The organism is Bacillus sp. GBSW19 (genome assembly GCF_002998655.1).
Lineage (GTDB): Bacteria > Bacillota > Bacilli > Bacillales > Bacillaceae > Bacillus.
Genome location: NZ_PVRF01000001.1, coordinates 594,477 through 614,545 on the forward strand (window position 1 = coordinate 594,477; position 20,069 = coordinate 614,545).

General features: G+C 43.9%; 18 protein-coding genes. 17 read left to right on the forward strand and 1 reads right to left on the reverse strand.

Translation table 11 applies throughout. The features are described from left to right. Positions 1–8: 8 nt before the first annotated feature. The 3 genes from cobA (at position 9) to C6344_RS03180 (ending at position 2,107) form a co-directional block, all read left to right on the forward strand. Positions 9–764, forward strand: coding sequence for a uroporphyrinogen-III C-methyltransferase (gene cobA, locus C6344_RS03170; RefSeq protein WP_034662468.1), 756 nt, complete (start codon positions 9–11; stop codon positions 762–764). Positions 765–837: 73 nt separating this feature from the next. Beyond that, positions 838–1,623: a sirohydrochlorin chelatase gene (locus C6344_RS03175; protein ID WP_106072705.1), complete on the forward strand. Its 786-nt coding sequence runs from the start codon at positions 838–840 to the stop codon at positions 1,621–1,623. Next, positions 1,604–2,107 (forward strand): precorrin-2 dehydrogenase/sirohydrochlorin ferrochelatase family protein, encoded by a 504-nt coding sequence (locus C6344_RS03180; protein WP_060596216.1) that lies wholly within the window; start codon positions 1,604–1,606, stop codon positions 2,105–2,107. The genes C6344_RS03175 and C6344_RS03180 overlap by 20 nt, the downstream gene beginning before the upstream one ends. Positions 2,108–2,137: 30 nt before the next feature. On the opposite strand, the gene C6344_RS03185 is transcribed toward C6344_RS03180, so the two are convergent. Next, on the reverse strand, positions 2,138–3,847 hold the full coding sequence (locus tag C6344_RS03185) for an Rqc2 family fibronectin-binding protein (RefSeq protein WP_060596217.1): 1,710 nt from the start codon (positions 3,845–3,847) through the stop codon (positions 2,138–2,140). Positions 3,848–4,011: 164 nt separating this feature from the next. On the opposite strand from C6344_RS03185, the gene C6344_RS03190 reads away from it, so the two are divergent. The 14 genes from C6344_RS03190 to rsgA all read left to right on the forward strand — a co-directional run bounded on the left by C6344_RS03190 (position 4,012) and on the right by rsgA (position 20,068). Continuing rightward, positions 4,012–6,687, forward strand: a complete 2,676-nt coding sequence (locus C6344_RS03190; protein ID WP_066030926.1) for a calcium-translocating P-type ATPase, SERCA-type — start codon at positions 4,012–4,014, stop codon at positions 6,685–6,687. Between the two features lie 83 nt (positions 6,688–6,770). Beyond that, entirely contained in the window at positions 6,771–7,646 is an 876-nt protein-coding gene (locus C6344_RS03195; RefSeq protein WP_060596218.1) for a YicC/YloC family endoribonuclease, read from the forward strand. 76 nt (positions 7,647–7,722) lie between these two features. Beyond that, positions 7,723–7,992: an extracellular matrix/biofilm regulator RemA gene (gene remA, locus C6344_RS03200; protein ID WP_008344898.1), complete on the forward strand. Its 270-nt coding sequence runs from the start codon at positions 7,723–7,725 to the stop codon at positions 7,990–7,992. A 9-nt stretch (positions 7,993–8,001) separates the two neighbouring features. Next, on the forward strand, positions 8,002–8,616 hold the full coding sequence (gene gmk, locus C6344_RS03205) for a guanylate kinase (RefSeq protein ID WP_003212381.1): 615 nt from the start codon (positions 8,002–8,004) through the stop codon (positions 8,614–8,616). A 3-nt stretch (positions 8,617–8,619) separates the two neighbouring features. Then, complete coding sequence (gene rpoZ / locus C6344_RS03210) at positions 8,620–8,823, forward strand: DNA-directed RNA polymerase subunit omega (protein ID WP_003211647.1); 204 nt, start codon at positions 8,620–8,622, stop codon at positions 8,821–8,823. Between the two features lie 117 nt (positions 8,824–8,940). Beyond that, positions 8,941–10,158 (forward strand): bifunctional phosphopantothenoylcysteine decarboxylase/phosphopantothenate--cysteine ligase CoaBC, encoded by a 1,218-nt coding sequence (coaBC, locus tag C6344_RS03215; RefSeq protein ID WP_060596219.1) that lies wholly within the window; start codon positions 8,941–8,943, stop codon positions 10,156–10,158. Continuing rightward, positions 10,155–12,563, forward strand: a complete 2,409-nt coding sequence (gene priA, locus C6344_RS03220) for a primosomal protein N' (RefSeq protein WP_106072706.1) — start codon at positions 10,155–10,157, stop codon at positions 12,561–12,563. Before coaBC ends, priA begins: the two co-directional genes overlap by 4 nt. A 15-nt stretch (positions 12,564–12,578) precedes the next feature. Further along, the gene (gene def / locus C6344_RS03225; protein ID WP_034662448.1) at positions 12,579–13,061 is read left to right on the forward strand and encodes a peptide deformylase; all 483 of its coding nucleotides are present in this window, start codon (positions 12,579–12,581) and stop codon (positions 13,059–13,061) included. Positions 13,062–13,066: 5 nt separating this feature from the next. Further along, positions 13,067–14,020, forward strand: a complete 954-nt coding sequence (fmt, locus tag C6344_RS03230; protein WP_060596221.1) for a methionyl-tRNA formyltransferase — start codon at positions 13,067–13,069, stop codon at positions 14,018–14,020. Continuing rightward, on the forward strand, positions 14,007–15,350 hold the full coding sequence (gene rsmB / locus C6344_RS03235) for a 16S rRNA (cytosine(967)-C(5))-methyltransferase RsmB (protein ID WP_060596222.1): 1,344 nt from the start codon (positions 14,007–14,009) through the stop codon (positions 15,348–15,350). The genes fmt and rsmB overlap by 14 nt, the downstream gene beginning before the upstream one ends. A 3-nt stretch (positions 15,351–15,353) precedes the next feature. Then, on the forward strand, positions 15,354–16,436 hold the full coding sequence (gene rlmN / locus C6344_RS03240) for a dual-specificity RNA methyltransferase RlmN (RefSeq protein WP_034662441.1): 1,083 nt from the start codon (positions 15,354–15,356) through the stop codon (positions 16,434–16,436). A gap of 3 nt (positions 16,437–16,439) precedes the next feature. Continuing rightward, positions 16,440–17,210, forward strand: coding sequence for a Stp1/IreP family PP2C-type Ser/Thr phosphatase (locus C6344_RS03245; RefSeq protein WP_034662439.1), 771 nt, complete (start codon positions 16,440–16,442; stop codon positions 17,208–17,210). After that, positions 17,204–19,159 carry a Stk1 family PASTA domain-containing Ser/Thr kinase gene (gene pknB, locus C6344_RS03250; protein ID WP_060596223.1) on the forward strand — a complete coding sequence of 652 codons (1,956 nt, stop codon included), beginning with the start codon at positions 17,204–17,206 and terminating at the stop codon, positions 19,157–19,159. Before C6344_RS03245 ends, pknB begins: the two co-directional genes overlap by 7 nt. Before the next feature lie 12 nt (positions 19,160–19,171). Further along, positions 19,172–20,068 carry a ribosome small subunit-dependent GTPase A gene (gene rsgA / locus C6344_RS03255; protein ID WP_106072707.1) on the forward strand — a complete coding sequence of 299 codons (897 nt, stop codon included), beginning with the start codon at positions 19,172–19,174 and terminating at the stop codon, positions 20,066–20,068. The last annotated feature ends 1 nt before the right edge of the window (position 20,069 follow it).

Below are 20,069 nucleotides of genomic sequence, written 5' to 3' on the forward strand. Positions count from 1 at the left end.
AAAGCACGATGGGGAAAGTATACATTGTGGGGGCTGGACCTGGGGATCCAGACTTAATTACATTAAAAGCCCATAAGGCAATACAGCAGGCAGATGTCATTTTATATGATCGCCTTGTCAATCAAGAAATACTCGCCCACGCCAAACCCGAGGCGGAATTAATCTATTGCGGCAAGCTGCCAAATCATCATACGATGAGACAGGAAGCCATCAATGAAGCCCTTGTGGCCCATGCAAAGGAAGGGAACGTTGTCGTTCGGCTGAAAGGCGGCGACCCCTTTGTATTCGGCCGAGGCGGTGAAGAAATCGAATGCTTAGCTGAGCACGGAATTCCGTATGAAGTCGTCCCTGGAATTACCTCTGGTATTGCAGCGGCCGCTTATGCAGGCATTCCCGTGACGCATCGTGAATTCAGCTCAAATGTCGCTTTTGTCACGGGTCACTATCAAAAGGATGAGCATTTTGAAGAAAAGTGGGAAGCGCTGGCTACAGGGATTGATACCCTTGTGATTTACATGGGCGTCAAAAACGTGAAAAGAGTGCAGCAGCTTCTTTTAAAAAATGGACGCGATCCTGAAACGCCAGCAGCGTTTATACACTGGGGAACCACGACGAGGCAAAAGACGACTTGCTGCACTGTGGCGACACTGTCTGAAACAGTTGAAAAAGAAGGCATCGAGCATCCAAGTTTAATTGTAGTTGGAGATGTCGTTCATTTTCACCAAAAACTGAGCTGGTTTGAACCCGCCTTAATCGAGAAATGAGAATGATAAAGAAAAGACACGTACATCGATCGTGTCTTTTCGTCTGATCAAAACAAGTAGAGGGAGGAGCCACATGAAACAAGCTGTACTTTATGTTGGGCATGGAAGCAGAGTAAAAGAAGCACAAGATAAAGCCATTTCTTTTATGAAAAGCTGTATGCCGTTAGTAGAAGCAGATATACAAGAAATTTGTTTTTTAGAACTGACAGCCCCTTCTATAGAAGAAGGATTTGAAGCCTGTGTGAAAAAAGGAGCTACACACATTGCGATCGTCCCGCTCCTCCTTTTAACTGCCATGCATGCCAAATCAGATATTCCAGTCGAGATTGAGAAAGTACAAAAGCGATATCCGCAAGTGAAGGTCACATACGGAAAACCAATCGGGGTCAATCAAGAAGTGACAAAAGCGGTTGTTGCAAGAATTGAAGAGGCAGGATATCAAGGCGGGAAAGCACGGATTCTTTTAATTGGCCGCGGAAGCTCTGACCCCGATGTGAAGCGGGATGTGTTTGGCATTGCGGACGATGTCCGGCGCCTGCTCCCTCTCGCAGAGGTCTTGCCATGTTTTATTACGGCATGTGAGCCAAATTACCGAGATGTTCTTGCGCAATTAACAGCAGATGATGATGCGCCTGTTTATCTCGTTCCTTACTTGTTGTTTACGGGTATTTTAATGAAAGAGATTGAAAATGAAGCGGCTCAGGCGAGAAAGAGGCTGAAAGATGTCCGGGTATGCCGGTATATTGGCTTTCATCCGCATGTAAAAGCGGCTTATATTGAACGCGTGCAAGAAACCATTTTAAACAAAGACGATGCGTTTCATTTCCAAGGAGAAAGCCATGCTTCCAGTCCATCTTGATTTAACCGATCAACAAGTGCTCATCGCCGGCGGTGGACGAATAGCCGCAAGAAGGGCAGAGGCGCTATGCATGGAGCCTTGCCATATAACCGTCGTGAGTCCTGACATTTCTAAAGAGATGGCACGTCTCATTGATACATACAACCTGAATTGGAAGGAAAAGAAAGTGGACGTGGAAGATTTAGAGGGTGCATTTTTCATTGTAGCTGCTACAAACGATCCAGCGGTAAATGAATGGATTGCACAAACAGCCCGGCCTCACCAGCTAGTGAATTGTGTGAGCCAATCAGAGCTTGGCAATGTGATCGTGCCAAAGGTGGTCAAAGCAGGGAAAGTGACGATTTCAGTCTCTACAAGCGGTGCGAGCCCAGCCCGGACAAAACAACTGGCTGCGGAAATTGAGGCGTTGCTAGAACAAGAGGATGTAGATGCACTTGACGCTCTCTATATCGAAAGAAAAAAACAACAAAGAAAAAGCCGATAAAATCTCTTTAAGGGATTTTATCGGCTTTTATTATTTTCGCAGCTTTAGGACCACATCTTCGTCAGGCGTGACAAATAATGTTTGCTGCTGATCATACGTCACAAATCCCGGCTTTGCTCCATTTGGTTTTTTCACATGCCGGATTTTCGTATAATCGACAGGAACGGAGCTCGACTCCTTTGCTTTCGAGAAGTAGGCAGCGATTTGAGCCGCTTCACGCAGCGTCTCTTCATCAGGTGCTTGATGACGGATGACGACATGTGATCCAGGAATATCCTTCGTGTGCAGCCAAATGTCGTCACGGGCAGCAGCCTTTGTGGTTAAATACTCGTTTTGTTTGTTGTTTTTTCCGACTAAAATCGGAATACCTTGAGACGATTCATACGTTTCAAGCTGAATGGCCGCCTGTTTTTTCTTTTTGGCGTTGCGCTTTTGTTTGGCGCGTAAATATTTTCCTTCAACAAGTTCTTCTCTCATTTCCTCTAAATCCTTCGGTGAGGCAGAGGATAGCTGCTGAATCAACTCTTCAAAATAAGCAATCTCTTCATGCGTCCGCTCAATTTGTTCATTGACCGCTTCTACTGCATTTTTTGCCTTTTGATATTTTGTGAAATACCCTTGCGCATTTTCAGAAGGGGTTTTGTTTGTTTTGAGCGGGATCGTGATCTCTCCGCCATCTTCATCGTAATAATTGATGACAGTCGCTTCTTTATCCCCTTTTTTGATGGCATATAAATTGGCTGTTAACAATTCGCCATAGAGCTGATATTTATGTGCATGTTGAGATTCTTCAAGAGTTCTTTTCAGTTTTTTGAGCTTGTTTTCATTTTTCTTTTTTTCATTTACGACAAACCGTTCAAGGTCAGACGCCTGCTGTTTAACTCTGTCTCTCTCAGCTTTTCCGAAATAAAAGCGGTCAAGCAGCTGGCTGAGAGAGTCGAATGTCTTCATCTCGCCATGGACATGCTGAAGTTCTAATAAATAGAAATATTCTTTCCCGTCTTTTCTTGTGAGCTGCGGGGTAAAGGAGTGCATGCGAATAAGCTGGAACATGTCGAGCAGTGTATTTGGAATCGTTTCCTGATTGACAAGACCGGCCCTGTGTACAGCTTCCTTTGCAAACAGCGGAGAAACCCCAGAGAATGTATCGACAATTTGATTTGCGATCTTTCCTTCTTGAAAGCGTAAATGCTTTAAAATATCATTCTTCGTCACTTCAAACGGATTCAATTTTTGCTGTGCAGGCGGCAGAAGGTATTCGTGACCAGGAAGTACCGTTCGATAGCTGTTCACAGATGGAGAAAGATGCTTTAGGCCATCGATGATCTGCTGCGTGTCATCTTCTACAAGAATCAAATTACTATGCCTTCCCATGATTTCAATGTAGAGCTTTCGAGTCTGTTCGTCGCCAATTTCATTGCGGCTTCGTACATGAAGTACGATCACCCGGTCAAATCCAATCTGTTCAAAACGTTCAATGAATCCGCCCTCAAGATGCTTTCTGAGGAGCATACAAAACATTGGAGGTTCGCTTGGATTGTCATATTGATGCTCTGTGAGCTGAATTCTAGCGTAGCTCGGATGAGCGGATAAAAGGAGCTTATGATTTTTTCCGTTTGCCCGGATATGAAAAATCAGCTCGTGCTTATATGGCTGATGAATTTTTGAAATTCTTCCGCCAGTTAATGTCTCTTGCAATTCATTTGTCATACCATATGTAAAAATGCCGTCAAATGACATGTTGGATACACCCTCTTCTTTCACACAAATCTACTGAAAGAACCTTCCGTTTCTCGTTCTTTAGGCAGTCTTATTATTATAGCATGATTTAGGACGAGTCTGAATAAACTGGCTTATAGAACACTGCATATGAGAGAGAACAAAAGAGGAGTGGACGAGGTCAAATGAATTGGCATGAACTGAACCAAACCGATTTATTAAAAACAATGAATACATCGATAGGTGACGGACTGTCAGAAAAAGATGTACAAAAACGGCTTGAAAAACACGGGCCAAATGAATTGCAGGAAGGGAAAAAGGCGTCGGCTCTGATCATTTTTTTAGCGCAATTTAAAGATTTTATGGTGTTAATTTTGCTTGCGGCAACGATCATTTCTGCTTTTTTAGGCGAATACATTGATGCTGTAGCAATTGTAGCCATTGTTCTGATTAATGGAGTGCTCGGCTTTTATCAAGAACGCCGCGCGGAAAAATCTCTTCAAGCGCTAAAGGAATTATCAACCCCGCATGTGTATGCTAGGAGAAATAATGAATGGGTCAAGATCCCGTCTAAACATCTCGTGCCAGGGGATATTGTGAAATTTTCGAGTGGAGACCGGATTGGGGCAGACATTAGATTACTAGAAACCAAAAGTTTAGAAATTGAAGAGTCCGCTCTCACTGGCGAGTCCATCCCTGCGGTCAAACACGCAAGTCCGCTTTCACGAGACCATGTCTCGCTTGGAGATTTGACGAACATGGCCTTTATGGGGACGCTTGTCACTAGAGGAAGCGGCGTGGGCGTTGTCATTGGTACAGGGATGAATACAGCGATGGGACAAATTGCCGGCATGCTGGATGCAGCAGGGAATATGGAAACACCGCTGCAAAGACGTCTCGAACAGCTGGGGAAAATCCTAATTGTTGCTGCTTTATTTTTAACGGTTCTCGTTGTTGTTCTTGGCGTTGTGCAAGGACATGATTTGTACCATATGTTCCTGGCGGGAGTATCTCTTGCGGTTGCTGCCATTCCTGAAGGACTGCCGGCGATTGTCACCGTCGCACTTTCCTTAGGAGTGCAGCGGATGATCAAACAAAAATCGATTGTCAGAAAGCTTCCGGCGGTGGAAACACTTGGCTGCGCGTCGATCATTTGCTCAGATAAAACAGGAACAATGACGCAAAATAAAATGACTGTGACACATGTATGGGCAGAGGGCAAAACGTGGAATATTTCTGGTACGGGCTATGAGCCATCTGGTGATTTCACCTTAAACGGAGAACTTGTCCATGTAGACAAACATCCAAGTCTGCAAAAGGTGTTATTATACGGGGCGCTTTGTAATACATCAACCATCGTTGAAAAAGACGGCGAAATGAGGCTTGATGGTGATCCGACAGAGGGGGCGCTTCTCACAGCAGCACGTAAAGCAGGGTTTACTGAGCAATTCATCGAAGCCGGATTTCACGTTGTAGAGGAGTTTCCTTTTGATTCAGAAAGAAAGATGATGTCAGTCGTCGTCGAAACGAATCAAAAAGAGCGGTATGTCATTGCAAAAGGTGCGCCGGATGTCCTGATGAACCGTTCAAGTCATATCATGCACGGCGGCCGCACAGCTTCTTTTTCAACCACTCACAGGCAAGAAACAGAGGCTGCGATTCAAGGCTTAGCAAGACAAGCGCTGAGAACGATTGCCATTGCGTATAAAAAAGTCGGTCTGACAGAAAAAATCAACTCTGTCCAGCAGGCTGAAACCGATTTGACATTTATCGGGTTAGAGGGCATGATCGATCCACCTCGTCCTGAAGTCAGACGAGCGATTAAAGAGTGCAGGGATGCTGGTATAAAAACAGTCATGATTACAGGGGATCACGTGGAAACAGCCAAAGCGATTGCCAAAGACTTGAGCCTTTTACCAAAGCAAGGAAAGGTGCTCGACGGAAAAGCGCTGGATCAGATGAGTGACAAAGAGCTTGAGCAAACGGCTGAAAATGTATACGTCTTTGCACGGGTATCACCTGAACATAAGCTGAGAATTGTGAAGGCCTATCAAAAAAATGGACATATTGTGGCGATGACAGGTGACGGGGTCAATGATGCGCCTGCGATTAAGCAAGCAGATATCGGCATCTCCATGGGCATCACTGGAACAGACGTAGCCAAAGAAGCATCTTCTCTTATTTTACTTGATGACAACTTTGCGACCATTAAATCCGCCATTAAAGAAGGCCGGAATATTTATGAAAACATTCGGAAGTTTGTCCGGTATTTGCTGGCATCCAATGTGGGAGAAATTTTGGTTATGCTGTTCGCGATGCTCCTAGCACTTCCGCTTCCTCTCGTTCCTATTCAAATTTTATGGGTCAACCTTGTCACAGATGGTCTTCCAGCGATGGCACTTGGCATGGATAAGCCAGAAGGCGATGTCATGAAGCGAAAGCCGAGGAACATGAAAGAGGGCATTTTTGCTAGAGGGCTCGGCTGGAAGGTTGTATCTAGAGGATTCCTCATCGGGCTTGCGACCCTTTTAGCATTTATGTTTGTGTATCACCGCGATCCAAACAACCTGCAATATGCACAGACTGTTGCATTTAGTACGCTTGTTTTGGCGCAGCTCATTCATGTATTTGACTGCCGCAGTGAACGGTCCATCTTTGAACGCAATCCATTCGGGAATCTTTACTTGATCGGTGCGGTTTTGTCATCACTTTTACTTATGTTTGTGGTCATTTATTATCCGCCGCTTCAGCCGATTTTCAAAACGGTGGCCATTGCACCAATTGATTGGCTGCTGATCATCGGTATGTCTGCACTGCCAACTTTTTTACTGGCAGGATCACTTTTGACAAGAAAAAAATAATTCGTTATGGTATAATTTTGAGGTAATAGTGTCTGCTATTACCTTTTTCATTTTATTAATATGAAAGAATTGGGTGTTTTGACATGATACGCAGTATGACGGGATTCGGCCAAGCGAGTAAAACGGATGGAGAACTGACAGTGTCAGTTGAGCTAAAATCGGTCAATCACCGTTTTAAAGAGGTTCATGCCCGTTTGCCGAGGCCGCTTTTATATTTCGAAGACACATTAAAAAAAATCATTCTTCGTCACGTGCAGCGCGGTAGAATTGAGCTGTTTGTCACGATTGAAGGCGGTAAACTAGCAAGCCGGTCCTTGCAGATCGACTGGCCGCTGCTTGATGAATACATGAAAGCCGCAAAAGACCTCGAGAAGCGCTATCACATTTCAGGCATTCAGCATGCACATGACTTACTGGGGCTGGAGCATGCCGTTCAAGTAGAAGAGTCGGCCAGCCGAAATGAGCAGTTAGAGCAATTGCTGATGGATGCTTGTGAAACGGCTGTCAAGGAGCTTTGCTTCATGAGAGAGCAGGAGGGGACATCACTTCAAAAAGACTGTGAGCTGAGGCTTTCTGAATTAGAGGCCTATACAGAAGAAATCAAAGTCTTTGCACCAGAGGTTGTGAGTCAGTATAAAGACAGGCTCAATCAGCGATTGCAAGAATGGATCGGAGAGGCGCTTGACGAAAGCAGATTGACAACAGAGGCTGCCATCTTTGCTGACCGCTGTGACATTACAGAAGAGATTACGAGATTGAAAAGTCACTTTCAGCAATTCCGGCAAATCTTGATGCAAGGCGGTGCTGCCGGCAGAAAACTTGATTTTCTTGTACAGGAGCTCAACCGTGAAGTGAACACCATTGGCTCAAAAGCGAACCATCATCATTTAACAAAGCTGGTGGTTGAAATGAAAAGTGCTATTGAAAAAATAAAAGAACAAGTGCAAAATATAGAATAGTCATTGTGTAAGCTGTTTACAGTGCGTCTCTTTCGGCGAGACTAGAGACGTTTATATTACAGGGGGACGTTAGAAGATGACCATAAAGTTGATCAATATCGGATTTGGAAACATCATTTCAGCGAATCGGATGATTTCGATCGTCAGTCCAGAATCAGCACCGATTAAACGAATGATACAAGACGCAAGAGATCGAGGCATGCTCATAGATGCTACATACGGAAGAAGAACCCGTGCTGTTGTCATTATGGACAGTGACCATGTCATCTTATCTGCCGTTCAGCCTGAGACTGTCGCGCAAAGACTTTCTGTAAAAGAAGAAATCATAGATGAAGGGCAGGGGTAATACGCCATTATGAAAGAAAGAGGACTTTTAATCGTTCTCTCTGGACCTTCGGGAGTTGGAAAAGGAACGGTCAGACAAGCCATTTTCTCCCAGGAAGATACGAAATTTGAATACTCTATTTCTGTGACGACACGTAAACCGCGTGAAGGTGAAAGAAATGGTGTCGATTATTTCTTTAAATCCAGGGAAGAATTTGAACATATGATTGAAAACAAAAAGCTGTTAGAATGGGCAGAGTATGTCGGGAATTACTACGGCACGCCTGTTGACTATGTAGAACAGACATTAAGCGAAGGAAAAGATGTTTTCCTTGAAATCGAAGTGCAAGGTGCACTTCAAGTAAGAGAAGCATTCCCAGAAGGTCTTTTTATTTTCCTTGCACCGCCTAGTCTTTCGGAACTTCAAAACCGCATCATTACACGTGGTACAGAGTCTGAGGAGCTCATTCGCAATCGAATGGCTGCTGCAAAAGAAGAGATTGAAATGATGGATGCTTACGACTATGTCGTGGAAAACGATGATGTCGAGCTTGCTTGTGAAAGAATCAAAGCGATCGTCCTTGCAGAACACCTGCGCAGAGACAGAGTCGCACCAAGATATAAAAAAATGCTGGGGGTAGAATAAACTATGTTAGATCCTTCAATTGACTCATTGATGAACAAACTTGATTCAAAATATACACTTGTGACAGTGTCTGCACGCCGTGCACGTGAAATGCAGATCCACCAAGATCAGCAAATCGAAAATACAAAGTCTTACAAATTCGTAGGCAAAGCACTGGAAGAAATCGATGCCGGTCTTTTGACATTTGAAAAAGAGGATCAAGAATAACACATCGCTTCTGCTATGCAGATACGATACGTTCAAAAAAGTCAAAACTATGATTGGTTTTGACTTTTTTGAATTGTAGACGAATTTGTGAAAAAGGCCGTTAAGGGGGACAAACAAATGTTACAGTCAAAAAATATTTTGCTCGGCGTCAGCGGAGGAATCGCCGTATATAAAGCAGCTGCTCTTACTAGTAAACTCGTACAGGCGGGCGCAAATGTAAGAGTGATTATGACGGAATCTGCCCGTGAGTTTGTGTCTCCGCTTACCTTCCAAGCTCTGTCTCGACATGAGGTGTATGTGGATACATTTAAAGAAAACAATCCAAAAGTCATTGCGCATATTGACGTAGCTGACTGGGCCGATCTCATTCTTGTTGCCCCTGCAACAGCACATACGATTGGTAAAATGGCGGCAGGGCTTGCAGATGATATGCTCACGACGACCTTACTTGCTTCAACCGCTCCTGTATGGATCGCACCAGCAATGAATGTGCATATGTATGATCACCCGGCTGTAAAGCGGAACATTCGCACATTATATGAGGACGGCTACCGGTTTATTGAGCCGAGTGAAGGTTATTTAGCCTGCGGCTACATTGGAAAAGGGCGGTTAGAGGAGCCCGAAAAAATTGTTGAGCACATCCGTGCATTTTTTGAAGAGCCAAAAAGCTTACCGCTTTCAGGTAAAAAAGTCGTGGTGACAGCAGGTCCTACACGAGAAGTCATCGATCCTGTGCGTTTCTTTACAAATCGATCGTCAGGAAAAATGGGCTATGCGATTGCAGAGGCTGCGCAGCAAATGGGGGCTGATGTCACGCTCATTTCAGGACCTGTTTCTTTAACGGCACCTGACCATGTACATGTGGTGCACGTTGAATCGGCAGAGGACATGTATCAAGCCGTATTAGATGTGTACGAGGAAGCGGACCTTGTCATTAAATCAGCAGCGGTCGCCGACTATACCCCTGTGACATCATATCCTCATAAAATGAAAAAACAGGACGGCGCCTTAGAGATTGAATTCACCCGGACAAAAGATATTTTAAAAGAGCTGGGGAAAAGAAAAGAGCATCAAGTGCTTGTCGGTTTTGCAGCTGAAACGCAGGATGTAGAATATTACGCGAAAAAGAAAATCGAATCCAAGCATTTAGATATGATTGTGGCCAACAACGTCACAAAAGAAGGTGCAGGCTTTGGCACAGACACAAATGTAGCAGCAATCATCAAAGCAGATGGTACAACAAAAGAGCTGCCGATGATGAGCAAAAAAGACCTCGCTTTTGAAATCTTAAAGGAGGCAAAACAGCTGTTGCCAAAAGAGCGTGATCGAGCATGATTGCTGAAGTCATCGTGGATGTCACAACGAAAGCCATTGACCGGCCATTCGATTACCGTGTACCAGATCGATTCAAAGATCTCGTCAAAGCGGGAATGAGGGTGGTCGTTCCCTTTGGCCCAAGGAAGATTCAAGGGTTTGTGACAAAAGTCAAAGACGAAACAGACATAAAGACAGGAAACATCAAGGACATTGTCGATTTATTTGATTTATCACCTGTTCTGACAGATGAGCTATTGGAGCTTTCCCACTGGCTGACGGAAAAAACATTGTCCTATCACATTACGGCACTTCAATCGATGCTGCCTGCAGCCATGAAGGCGAAGTATGAAAAAGAAATTCAGGTGCTGTCAGATGAAGAACTTCCGCAGTCATTGAAAGAGCTTTTCGGTCAGCGAGATAGCATCCTTTACGATGACATCCCGGCCGAACAACTAAAACAGATTCAAAAGCATGTCCAAAAAGGTCATCTAGAGGTAAGGTATCACGTCTCGCAAAAATCTGGAAAGAAAAAGGTGCGCATGCTCCATCTAGCTGTATCGAAAGATAAGCTTGAAGAAAAACAACAGCAGCTTAAGAAAAATGCGGTGAAACAAAAGGCACTGCTCTCCTTTTTGCTTCAAGCGAGTGAGACGACCTTTTTAGCGAAAGACTTGCAGCAGCAAACAGGCGCGAGTTCTCAAACGCTTAAAACCTTTATTCAAGAAGGGCTGCTAACAGAAAGCTATGAAGAGGTCTACCGTGATCCTTATCGTGACCGGGCGTTTACACCATCTGCTTCACTTGATCTCATGCCAGAACAAGCAGAAGCGGCAAAACATATTCATCAAGCAGTCAGTGATGACCGGCATGAAACCTTTCTGCTGCACGGGGTGACAGGAAGCGGTAAAACGGAAATATACTTGCAGACGATTGATCATGCCCTTCAAAAAGGAAAAGAAGCGATCGTCCTCGTTCCTGAAATCTCGTTAACCCCTCAAATGGTTCAGCGGTTTAAAGAACGGTTCGGCTCAAATGTGGCTGTACTTCACAGCGGCTTATCGACAGGGGAAAAATATGATGAATGGCGGAAAATCCACCGCAAGGAAGTCAAGCTTGTCGTGGGCGCGAGATCTGCTGTTTTCGCTCCATTTGAAAATCTAGGCATGATTATCATAGATGAAGAGCATGAATCTTCTTATAAACAAGAAGAAATGCCTCGTTATCATGCCAAGGATGTCGCCATTGAACGAGCCAGAAGGCATCGATGCCCAGTCGTTTTAGGCAGTGCAACCCCTTCACTTGAAACCTACGCGCGTGCGAAAAAAGGCGTGTTTACATTGCTGACGCTTAAACATCGCGTCAACCAGCAGCAGCTGCCGCACGTTTCGTTAATTGATATGAGAGAAGAATTGAGAAATGGCAACAGGTCCATGTTTTCAGAAGAATTAATGCTCAGATTAAAGGAAGTGCTTGAAAGAAAAGAACAAGCCGTCTTATTTCTGAATAAAAGGGGCTATTCATCCTTTGTGATGTGCCGTGATTGCGGATATGTGGAGCAATGTCCTCATTGCGAAATTTCTCTCACCTATCACCGCTATCAAAAACGGCTGAAATGCCATTATTGTGGGCACGAAGCACCGGTGCCTGCTGAATGTCCAGAATGCCATAGTGAGCATATTCGCTATTTTGGGACGGGTACGCAGCGTGTAGAAGAAGAGCTCACAAAAGTACTGCCTGAGGCAAGAGTGATCCGAATGGATGTAGATACAACGTCTCGTAAAGGTGCTCACGAAAAGCTCCTCACGTCTTTTGGCAATAAAGAAGCGGACATTTTGCTCGGGACGCAAATGATAGCAAAAGGGCTAGATTTCCCAGATGTCACACTTGTTGGTGTTCTCAGTGCGGATACGTCTCTTCATATTCCTGATTTTCGTTCAAGTGAAAAAACATTTCAGCTTCTCACGCAGGTCAGCGGCAGGGCAGGACGTCATGAAAAAGCGGGTTCTGTGATCATTCAATCGTATACGCCTTCTCACTATAGTATTGAATTAACGAAGCAGCATGACTATGAAGCCTTTTATGAACAGGAGATGCTGCATCGCCGCCACCAGTCCTATCCGCCGTATTACTATTTGGCAATGGTGACGGTATCACACGAGGAAGTGACGAAGGCAGCGCATGTCACTGATCAAATTGTCCAGTTCCTAAAAATGAACTGTGCACCGAATACAAGAATCCTTGGTCCGGCTGCATCACCAATCGCTAAGATCAAAGATAGATATCGATATCAATGCGTGATAAAATACAAAAGGGAAAATGAACTGGCAAGTTTACTACGGAAAATACAAGATCATTATCAAAAGGAAATGGAACAAAAACAATTGATGATTTCAATAGATATGAATCCATATATGATGATGTAAAACGGAGGGCTTTAAGTGGCAGTAAAACCAATAGTCATACATCCGGCAGAAGTACTTGAACAAAAGGCAGAGCCTGTTGATACGTTCGATAAAAAGCTCAAAAAACTGCTTGATGATATGTATGATACAATGCTTGAGCTAGATGGAGTCGGACTAGCAGCACCACAAATCGGCATTTCACAAAGAATGGCTGTTGTCGATATCGGAGAGGAACCTGGCAGAATTGATTTAGTGAATCCCGAGGTTCTTGAAGTGAAAGGAAGTCAAACAGATATTGAAGGCTGCCTGAGCTTTCCATCTTTATACGGCACAGTAGAAAGACCGAGCTATGTGAAGGTAAAAGCCTTTGATAAGAAAGGCAAACCATTTACAATAGAAGCAGAAGGATTTTTAGCAAGAGCCTTATTGCACGAAATTGATCATTTAGACGGTATATTATTCACGTCGAAAATCATTCAAACCTATACAGAAAAAGAACTTGCGGAAATGGAAGGGTGAAGAAAATGGCACGTATTGTATTTATGGGAACCCCTGATTTCTCAGTACCTGTGCTGCAAACACTCATAACAGAAGGATACGAAGTTGTCGGGGTCGTCACGCAGCCAGATCGCCCAAAAGGCAGAAAACGAGTACTCACACCGCCTCCTGTGAAAGTAGAAGCCTTAAAGCACGGCATTCCTGTACTGCAGCCTGAAAAGGTGCGTCTTGATGAAGAAATTGATAAAGTGCTTTCATTAAAGCCCGATTTAATTGTAACGGCGGCATTTGGACAAATTCTACCAAAACGATTACTGGATGAACCTCAGTTTGGCTGTATCAATGTTCATGCCTCACTGCTGCCAGAACTAAGAGGCGGCGCGCCGATCCATTATGCGATCCTTCAAGGTAAAAAGAAAACAGGCGTCACCATCATGTACATGGTGGAACGACTCGATGCAGGGGACATGATCAGTAAAGTAGAAGTAGAAATCGACGAATTAGACAATGTCGGTACATTACATGACAAATTAAGTGTAGCAGGCGCCGCATTGCTGAAAGATACTGTGCCAAATGTTCTGAGCGGATCTATTTCTCCAATTCCGCAAAATGAAGAAGCGGCAACCTACGCACCTAATATAAAGCGAGAGCAAGAAAGGTTAGACTGGACAAAGACCGGAGAAGAGCTTTACAACCAAGTTCGCGGCTTAAATCCATGGCCAGTTGCCTATACTGAATGGAACGGGGCTCATCTAAAAGTATGGGAAGCGAAAAAAGTTCCACTTCAAGTGCAAGAAGAACCTGGGAAAGTGATTGAGCTTCAAAAAGAAGGTCCGGTCATTGGAACTGGGAATAAGCAAGGCCTTTTATTAACAGGTGTGCAGCCAGCTGGTAAGAAAAAAATGAGCGGCGAAGACTTCTTAAGAGGCGCAAATATCGAAATTGGACAGAAATTAGGGTTAATGAATGAAGAAAAGTAATGTGAGAGAAGTAGCGCTGGACGCTTTAATCAAACTTGAACAAAACCAAGCTTACAGTAATTTGCTTTTGCAGTCAGTCATGAAAGACAAAGACTTGGCAGATCAGGACAAACCGCTCTTAACAGAGCTTGTGTACGGTACACTGCAAAATAAGCTGGCATTAGATTATATGCTGGCGCCATTTGTGAAAAAACCGCAAAAGGTGGCTCCATGGGTCATGCAGCTTTTGCGAATGTCTCTTTATCAAATGGTCTACCTTGAAAAGATTCCAGACCGTGCAGCCATCCATGAAGCAGTTGAGCTAACGAAAAAGAGAGGGCACAAGGGCATTTCTTCACTTGTGAACGGCGTTCTTCGTTCCGTGCAAAGAGAAGGTGTTCCGGCTTTTGATGACATCAAAGATCCGGTCAAGCGGCTTTCAATTGAGACAAGCCACCCATTATGGCTCGTGCAGGAATGGGTTCAGTCGTACGGATTTGAAGCGGCAGAAAGCATGTGCCGCATTCATTTAGTACCGCCAAAGCAAACCCTCCGTGTCAATCGAATGAAAACCGGCCGCGCGGCATTGCAGCAAGAACTGCTGGATGCCGGAATCGAAACGGAGCTCGGCGACTTATCTGAAGATGCACTCAAGCTGATGAAAGGGTCCATCGTTTCAACCCCTTCTTTTCAAGAAGGCTATGTGACCATTCAAGATGAAAGCTCAATGCTTGTCGCAAGAGCACTAGACCCTCAGCCGGGAGAAACAGTGCTTGACGCCTGTGCGGCTCCAGGCGGAAAATCAACACATATCGCAGAGCGTATGAACGACGAAGGACAAATTGTTTCACTTGATTTACATGAACACAAAGTGAAACTCATCAAACAAGCAGCAAAACGCCTGAACCTTACTCAGATTGAGGCAAAAGCGCTTGATGCGAGGAAAGCGAAAGACTATTACAGCGAAGCTTCATTTGACCGTATTCTGATTGATGCGCCGTGTTCTGGTTTTGGCGTCATCAGACGAAAACCAGATATGAAATATACTAAGTCTCCAGAAGACTCAGCAAGGCTTGCTGCTATTCAGCAGGCAATCTTAAAAGAAGCAGCTCCGCTTTTAAAGCCTGGCGGATCCCTTGTATATAGTACATGTACAATGGACCCAACAGAAAATCAACAAGTGATTCATGCGTTTTTACAAGAACACCAAGACTTCGAACCCGATCTATCTCTTAATGAACGGCTGCCTGAGCAGGTTGCTCCGTTTGTTCAAAACGGAAGTGTACAAATTCTTCCTCATTATTTCGGAACAGATGGTTTCTTTATTTGCAGCATGAGAAAGAAGGGATAAAAAATGACAGAACAAAAAGTAAGAAAAGAACTGAAAACAGATATGCCGTCGATTTATTCATTTGAGCTTCACGAAATGAAAGAATGGTTAAAAGAACAAGACGAAAAGCCTTTCCGCGCAGCTCAAATTTTTGAGTGGCTTTATGAGAAACGTGTGACATCCTTTGATGAAATGTCTAACCTCTCCAAAGATTTAAGAGAAAAATTAAAAGATCAATTTACAATCACAACTTTAAAAACCGTGATCAAACAAACGTCTCAGGACGGAACGATCAAGTTTTTATTTGAACTGCATGATGGCTATACAATTGAAACAGTGCTTATGCGTCACGAATATGGAAACTCTGTCTGTGTCACGACTCAGGTTGGCTGTAGAATTGGCTGTACATTCTGTGCATCTACACTTGGCGGTTTAAAACGAAACCTTGAAGCGGGAGAAATCGTTGCACAAGTATTAAAAGTGCAGCAGGCACTTGACGAAACAGATGAGAGAGTCAGCTCTGTTGTCATCATGGGAATTGGCGAACCGTTTGATAACTTTGAAGAAATGCTTGCCTTCCTTAAAATCATCAACCATGACAACGGCTTAAATATTGGTGCACGTCATATTACAGTTTCGACAAGCGGAATCATTCCAAAGATTTATCAATTCGCTGATGAGCAAATGCAAATCAACTTTGCTGTATCTCTGCACGCACCGAACACAGAGATCAGAAGCCGCCTGATGCCGATCAATAAGGCATATAAGCTGCCAAAATTAATGGAAGCCATTGAATACTACATTCAAAAGACGGGTAGACGTGTCAGCTTTGAATACGGCCTGTTTGGCGGAGTAAATGATCAAGTTCACCATGCGGAAGAACTTGCAGACCTTTTAAAAGGAATCAAGTGCCACGTAAACCTCATTCCGGTGAACTATGTACCAGAGAGAGATTATGTGAGAACACCTAGAGAACAAATCTTCCTATTTGAAAAAACGCTGAAAGAACGCGGCGTAAACGTAACGATTAGACGAGAGCAAGGCCATGACATTGATGCTGCTTGCGGTCAGCTAAGAGCGAAGGAGCGTCAGGAAGAGACGAGGTGACGAATGTTGATAAGGGCAGCCTTTCTAACCGATACAGGAAAAGTCCGTCAGCATAATGAAGATGATGCAGGTATTTTTGAAGCAAAAGAAGACTCACTTCTCGCTGTTGTAGCAGACGGCATGGGAGGTCATCTTGCTGGTGATGTCGCCAGCAAGATGGCAGTCTCTTCTTTGAAAGAATACTGGGAAAAAACATCTTCAATTCCAGAAAAGCCAGCCGATCAAGAAAGCTGGTTAATCTCAAAAATCAGTGACATTAATGACCAAGTATATGAACATGCGAAAAACAATGAGGAGTGCCAAGGAATGGGGACGACCATTGTGTGTGCGCTCGTTCATTTGCAAACGGTCACAATTGCGCATATTGGAGACAGCCGCTGCTACCTGCTAAGAGAAGGAGCGCTGACCCAATTAACGGATGATCATTCACTTGTGAATGAACTTGTGAAAACAGGTGAAATTTCAAAAGCGGATGCAGAATATCATCCAAGAAAAAATGTGCTCACGAAAGCATTAGGAACAGATAAACGTGTTCAAATTGATGCACGCACCTTTGAAGTGGACCCAGGAGATCAAATCCTGCTTTGCTCAGATGGTCTATCGAATAAAGTAGAAGAAGAGAATTTGATTCATATTTTAACGCAAACGAACGCACCAGAGGAAAAAGTAACAGAGTTAATTCAAACAGCGAATGACAACGGCGGTGAAGATAACATTACAGCAGTACTGTTAGAAATCTCCTCCCAGCCAGAGGAGGGTGACAGCAAGTGTTGATCGGAAAAAGGATCAGCGGCCGTTATCAGATTCTTCGCGTCATAGGCGGAGGCGGAATGGCAAACGTCTATTTGGCGGAGGATATGATTTTAGATCGCGAAGTAGCGATTAAAATTTTGCGGTTTGACTTTGCGAGCGATGATGATTTTATTAGACGATTCCGACGGGAAGCGCAATCAGCTGCAAGCTTAGATCATTCGAATATTGTCAGCATCTACGATGTAGGGGAAGAAGATGATATTTATTATATTGTGATGGAATATGTCGAGGGGATGACGCTGAAAGAATACATACACGCCAATGGCCCGCTTCATCCGAAAGAAGCCGTTCGCATCATGGAGCAAGTCGTTGCGGCGATGGAAGAAGCCCATGCGAAACAGCTCGTCCACCGTGACATTAAGCCTCACAATATATTAATAGACAATATGGGGAATATCAAAGTCACTGATTTTGGGATTGCCATGGCACTCAGCTCAGCGACCATTACCCATACAAATTCTGTCCTAGGCTCCGTGCACTATTTGTCTCCAGAACAAGCACGCGGAGGTCTTGCAACGAAAAAGTCAGACATCTATTCGCTTGGGATTGTGCTTTATGAACTCATCTCAGGACGCATGCCATTTGAAGGGGAATCGGCTGTCAGTGTCGCACTGAAGCATTTGCAATCAGAGCCTCCATCTGTGAGGAGATGGAATCCTTCTGTTCCACAAAGCGTGGAAAACATCATTTTAAAGGCGATGGCCAAAGATCCATTTTATCGATATGAAGATGCATCTGAAATGCAAAAAGACTTAAAAACCGCTTTCGATCCAGCCAGATTAAAAGAAAAACGCTTTGTCATTGAAGAAGACCATGAAGCAACGAAAGCGATCCCAATCATTCAAGATCATCTAATCGATCAAGACAATGAAAAAACAGCTGTCCACCCGGCTCAAAAACCGAAGAAAAAAGAGAAACAAAAGCCGAAAAAGAAACGAAAAAAATGGCCATGGATTGTGGCATCCATCTTATTTATTTTGACCGCTGCGACGATTTTAGCCATCACTGTGTTTCCAGGGCTGCTTTTTCCAAAAGATGTTGAGGTCACGGATGTATCTGGCATGACGGTTGAAAAAGCAGAAGATACCTTGAAGAAAGCTGGGTTCACCGTCGCTTCGGAACCAATTGAGATCGCTGATGAGAAAATTGAAAAAGGGCTTGTCGTCAAAACAGATCCGAAAATCGGCACAAAGGTAAAAGAAGGGACAGAAATTCAGCTTTACGAAAGTACTGGCAAGGAAAAGACCGAATTACCTGATGTTACAGGCGAAAAGGTCGATAAAGCAAAAGAATTATTAGAGAAAAAAGGGTTTAAACAGGTCGTTGTGGAGGAAGTGAATGATAATGACACCGAATCTGGGATTGTCATGGAACAGAATCCTTCAGCGAATACAGAGCTTGTAGCAGCAGATGAAGAAGTCACGTTGACTGTCAGCATAGGTCCTGCCGATATTACATTACGTGATTTAACGACGTATAGTAAGCAGGCGGCATCGAATTATTTAGAGGATAACGGATTAAAGCTTGATGAAAAAGAAGCGCATTCTGACGATGTGCCAAAAGGCGAGGTCATGAAGCAGGAACCAGGAGCAGGAACTGCTGTTAAACCAGGTGATACGGTTAAGATTACATTCTCTCTTGGACCGAAGGAAAAACCAGCCAAAACGGTGACTGAAAAGATTGCGATCCCTTATGAACCAGAAACGGAAGGGCAGGAGATGAATGTCCAAATTTCCATTGATGATGCGGAGCATAGCATCTCTGATTCATATGAAAGCTTTAAAATCACTGCGCCGACTGAGCGGACCATTAAGTTTAAGATTGAACCAGGTCAAAAAGGATATTATCAAGTGACGGTTGATGATAAAGTCGTAAGCTCTAAAACGATCGAATACCCTGATGATGAATAAAGGAGGGACTTTATGCCTGAGGGCAAAATTATTAAAGCATTAAGTGGATTCTACTATGTGCTGGATGAGTCACAAGAAAGTGGAAAAGTGGTTCAGTGCAGAGCAAGAGGCATTTTTCGAAAAAACAAAATCACACCTCTTGTTGGAGATTATGTCGTGTATCAAGCAGACAACGATAAAGAAGGCTACTTATTAGAAGTAAAAGAACGGACAAACGAACTTGTTCGTCCGCCTATTAGTAACGTCGATCAAGCGGTACTTGTTTTCTCAGCAGCAGAACCAACCTTTAGCACATCACTTTTAGACAGATTTTTAGTGCTTGTTGAAGCCAATCATATTGAGCCGATTATCTGCATCACTAAAATGGACTTATTGAAAACAGACGAAGAGCGTGAAACGATCATGGCATATGCAGACGACTATCGGCAAATGGGCTATGAGGTTCATTTAACCTCTACGATTGAAGGAGATGGCATTGAGAAGCTGACCCCGCATTTTCACAATAAGATCACTGTATTTGCCGGTCAGTCTGGTGTAGGCAAGTCCTCCCTTTTAAATGCGATGAGTCCTGAATTGGCGCTGAAAACAAATGATATCTCATCCCATCTCGGACGAGGAAAGCATACGACAAGGCATGTTGAACTTATTCGAACAGCAGACGGGCTCATTGCAGATACTCCTGGCTTTAGCTCGCTCGAATTTACTGGGATCGAAGCAGAAGATCTAGGTCTATACTTTTTAGACATCAGAGAGCGGAGTGCAGATTGTAAATTTAGAGGCTGCCTGCACGTGAAAGAGCCTGGCTGTGCGATAAAAGATGCGGTCGAGCATGATCAAATCAGAGAGTATCGCTATCAGCATTATTTAGAGTTTTTAACTGAAATCAAAGACAGAAAGCCGAGGTACTAAA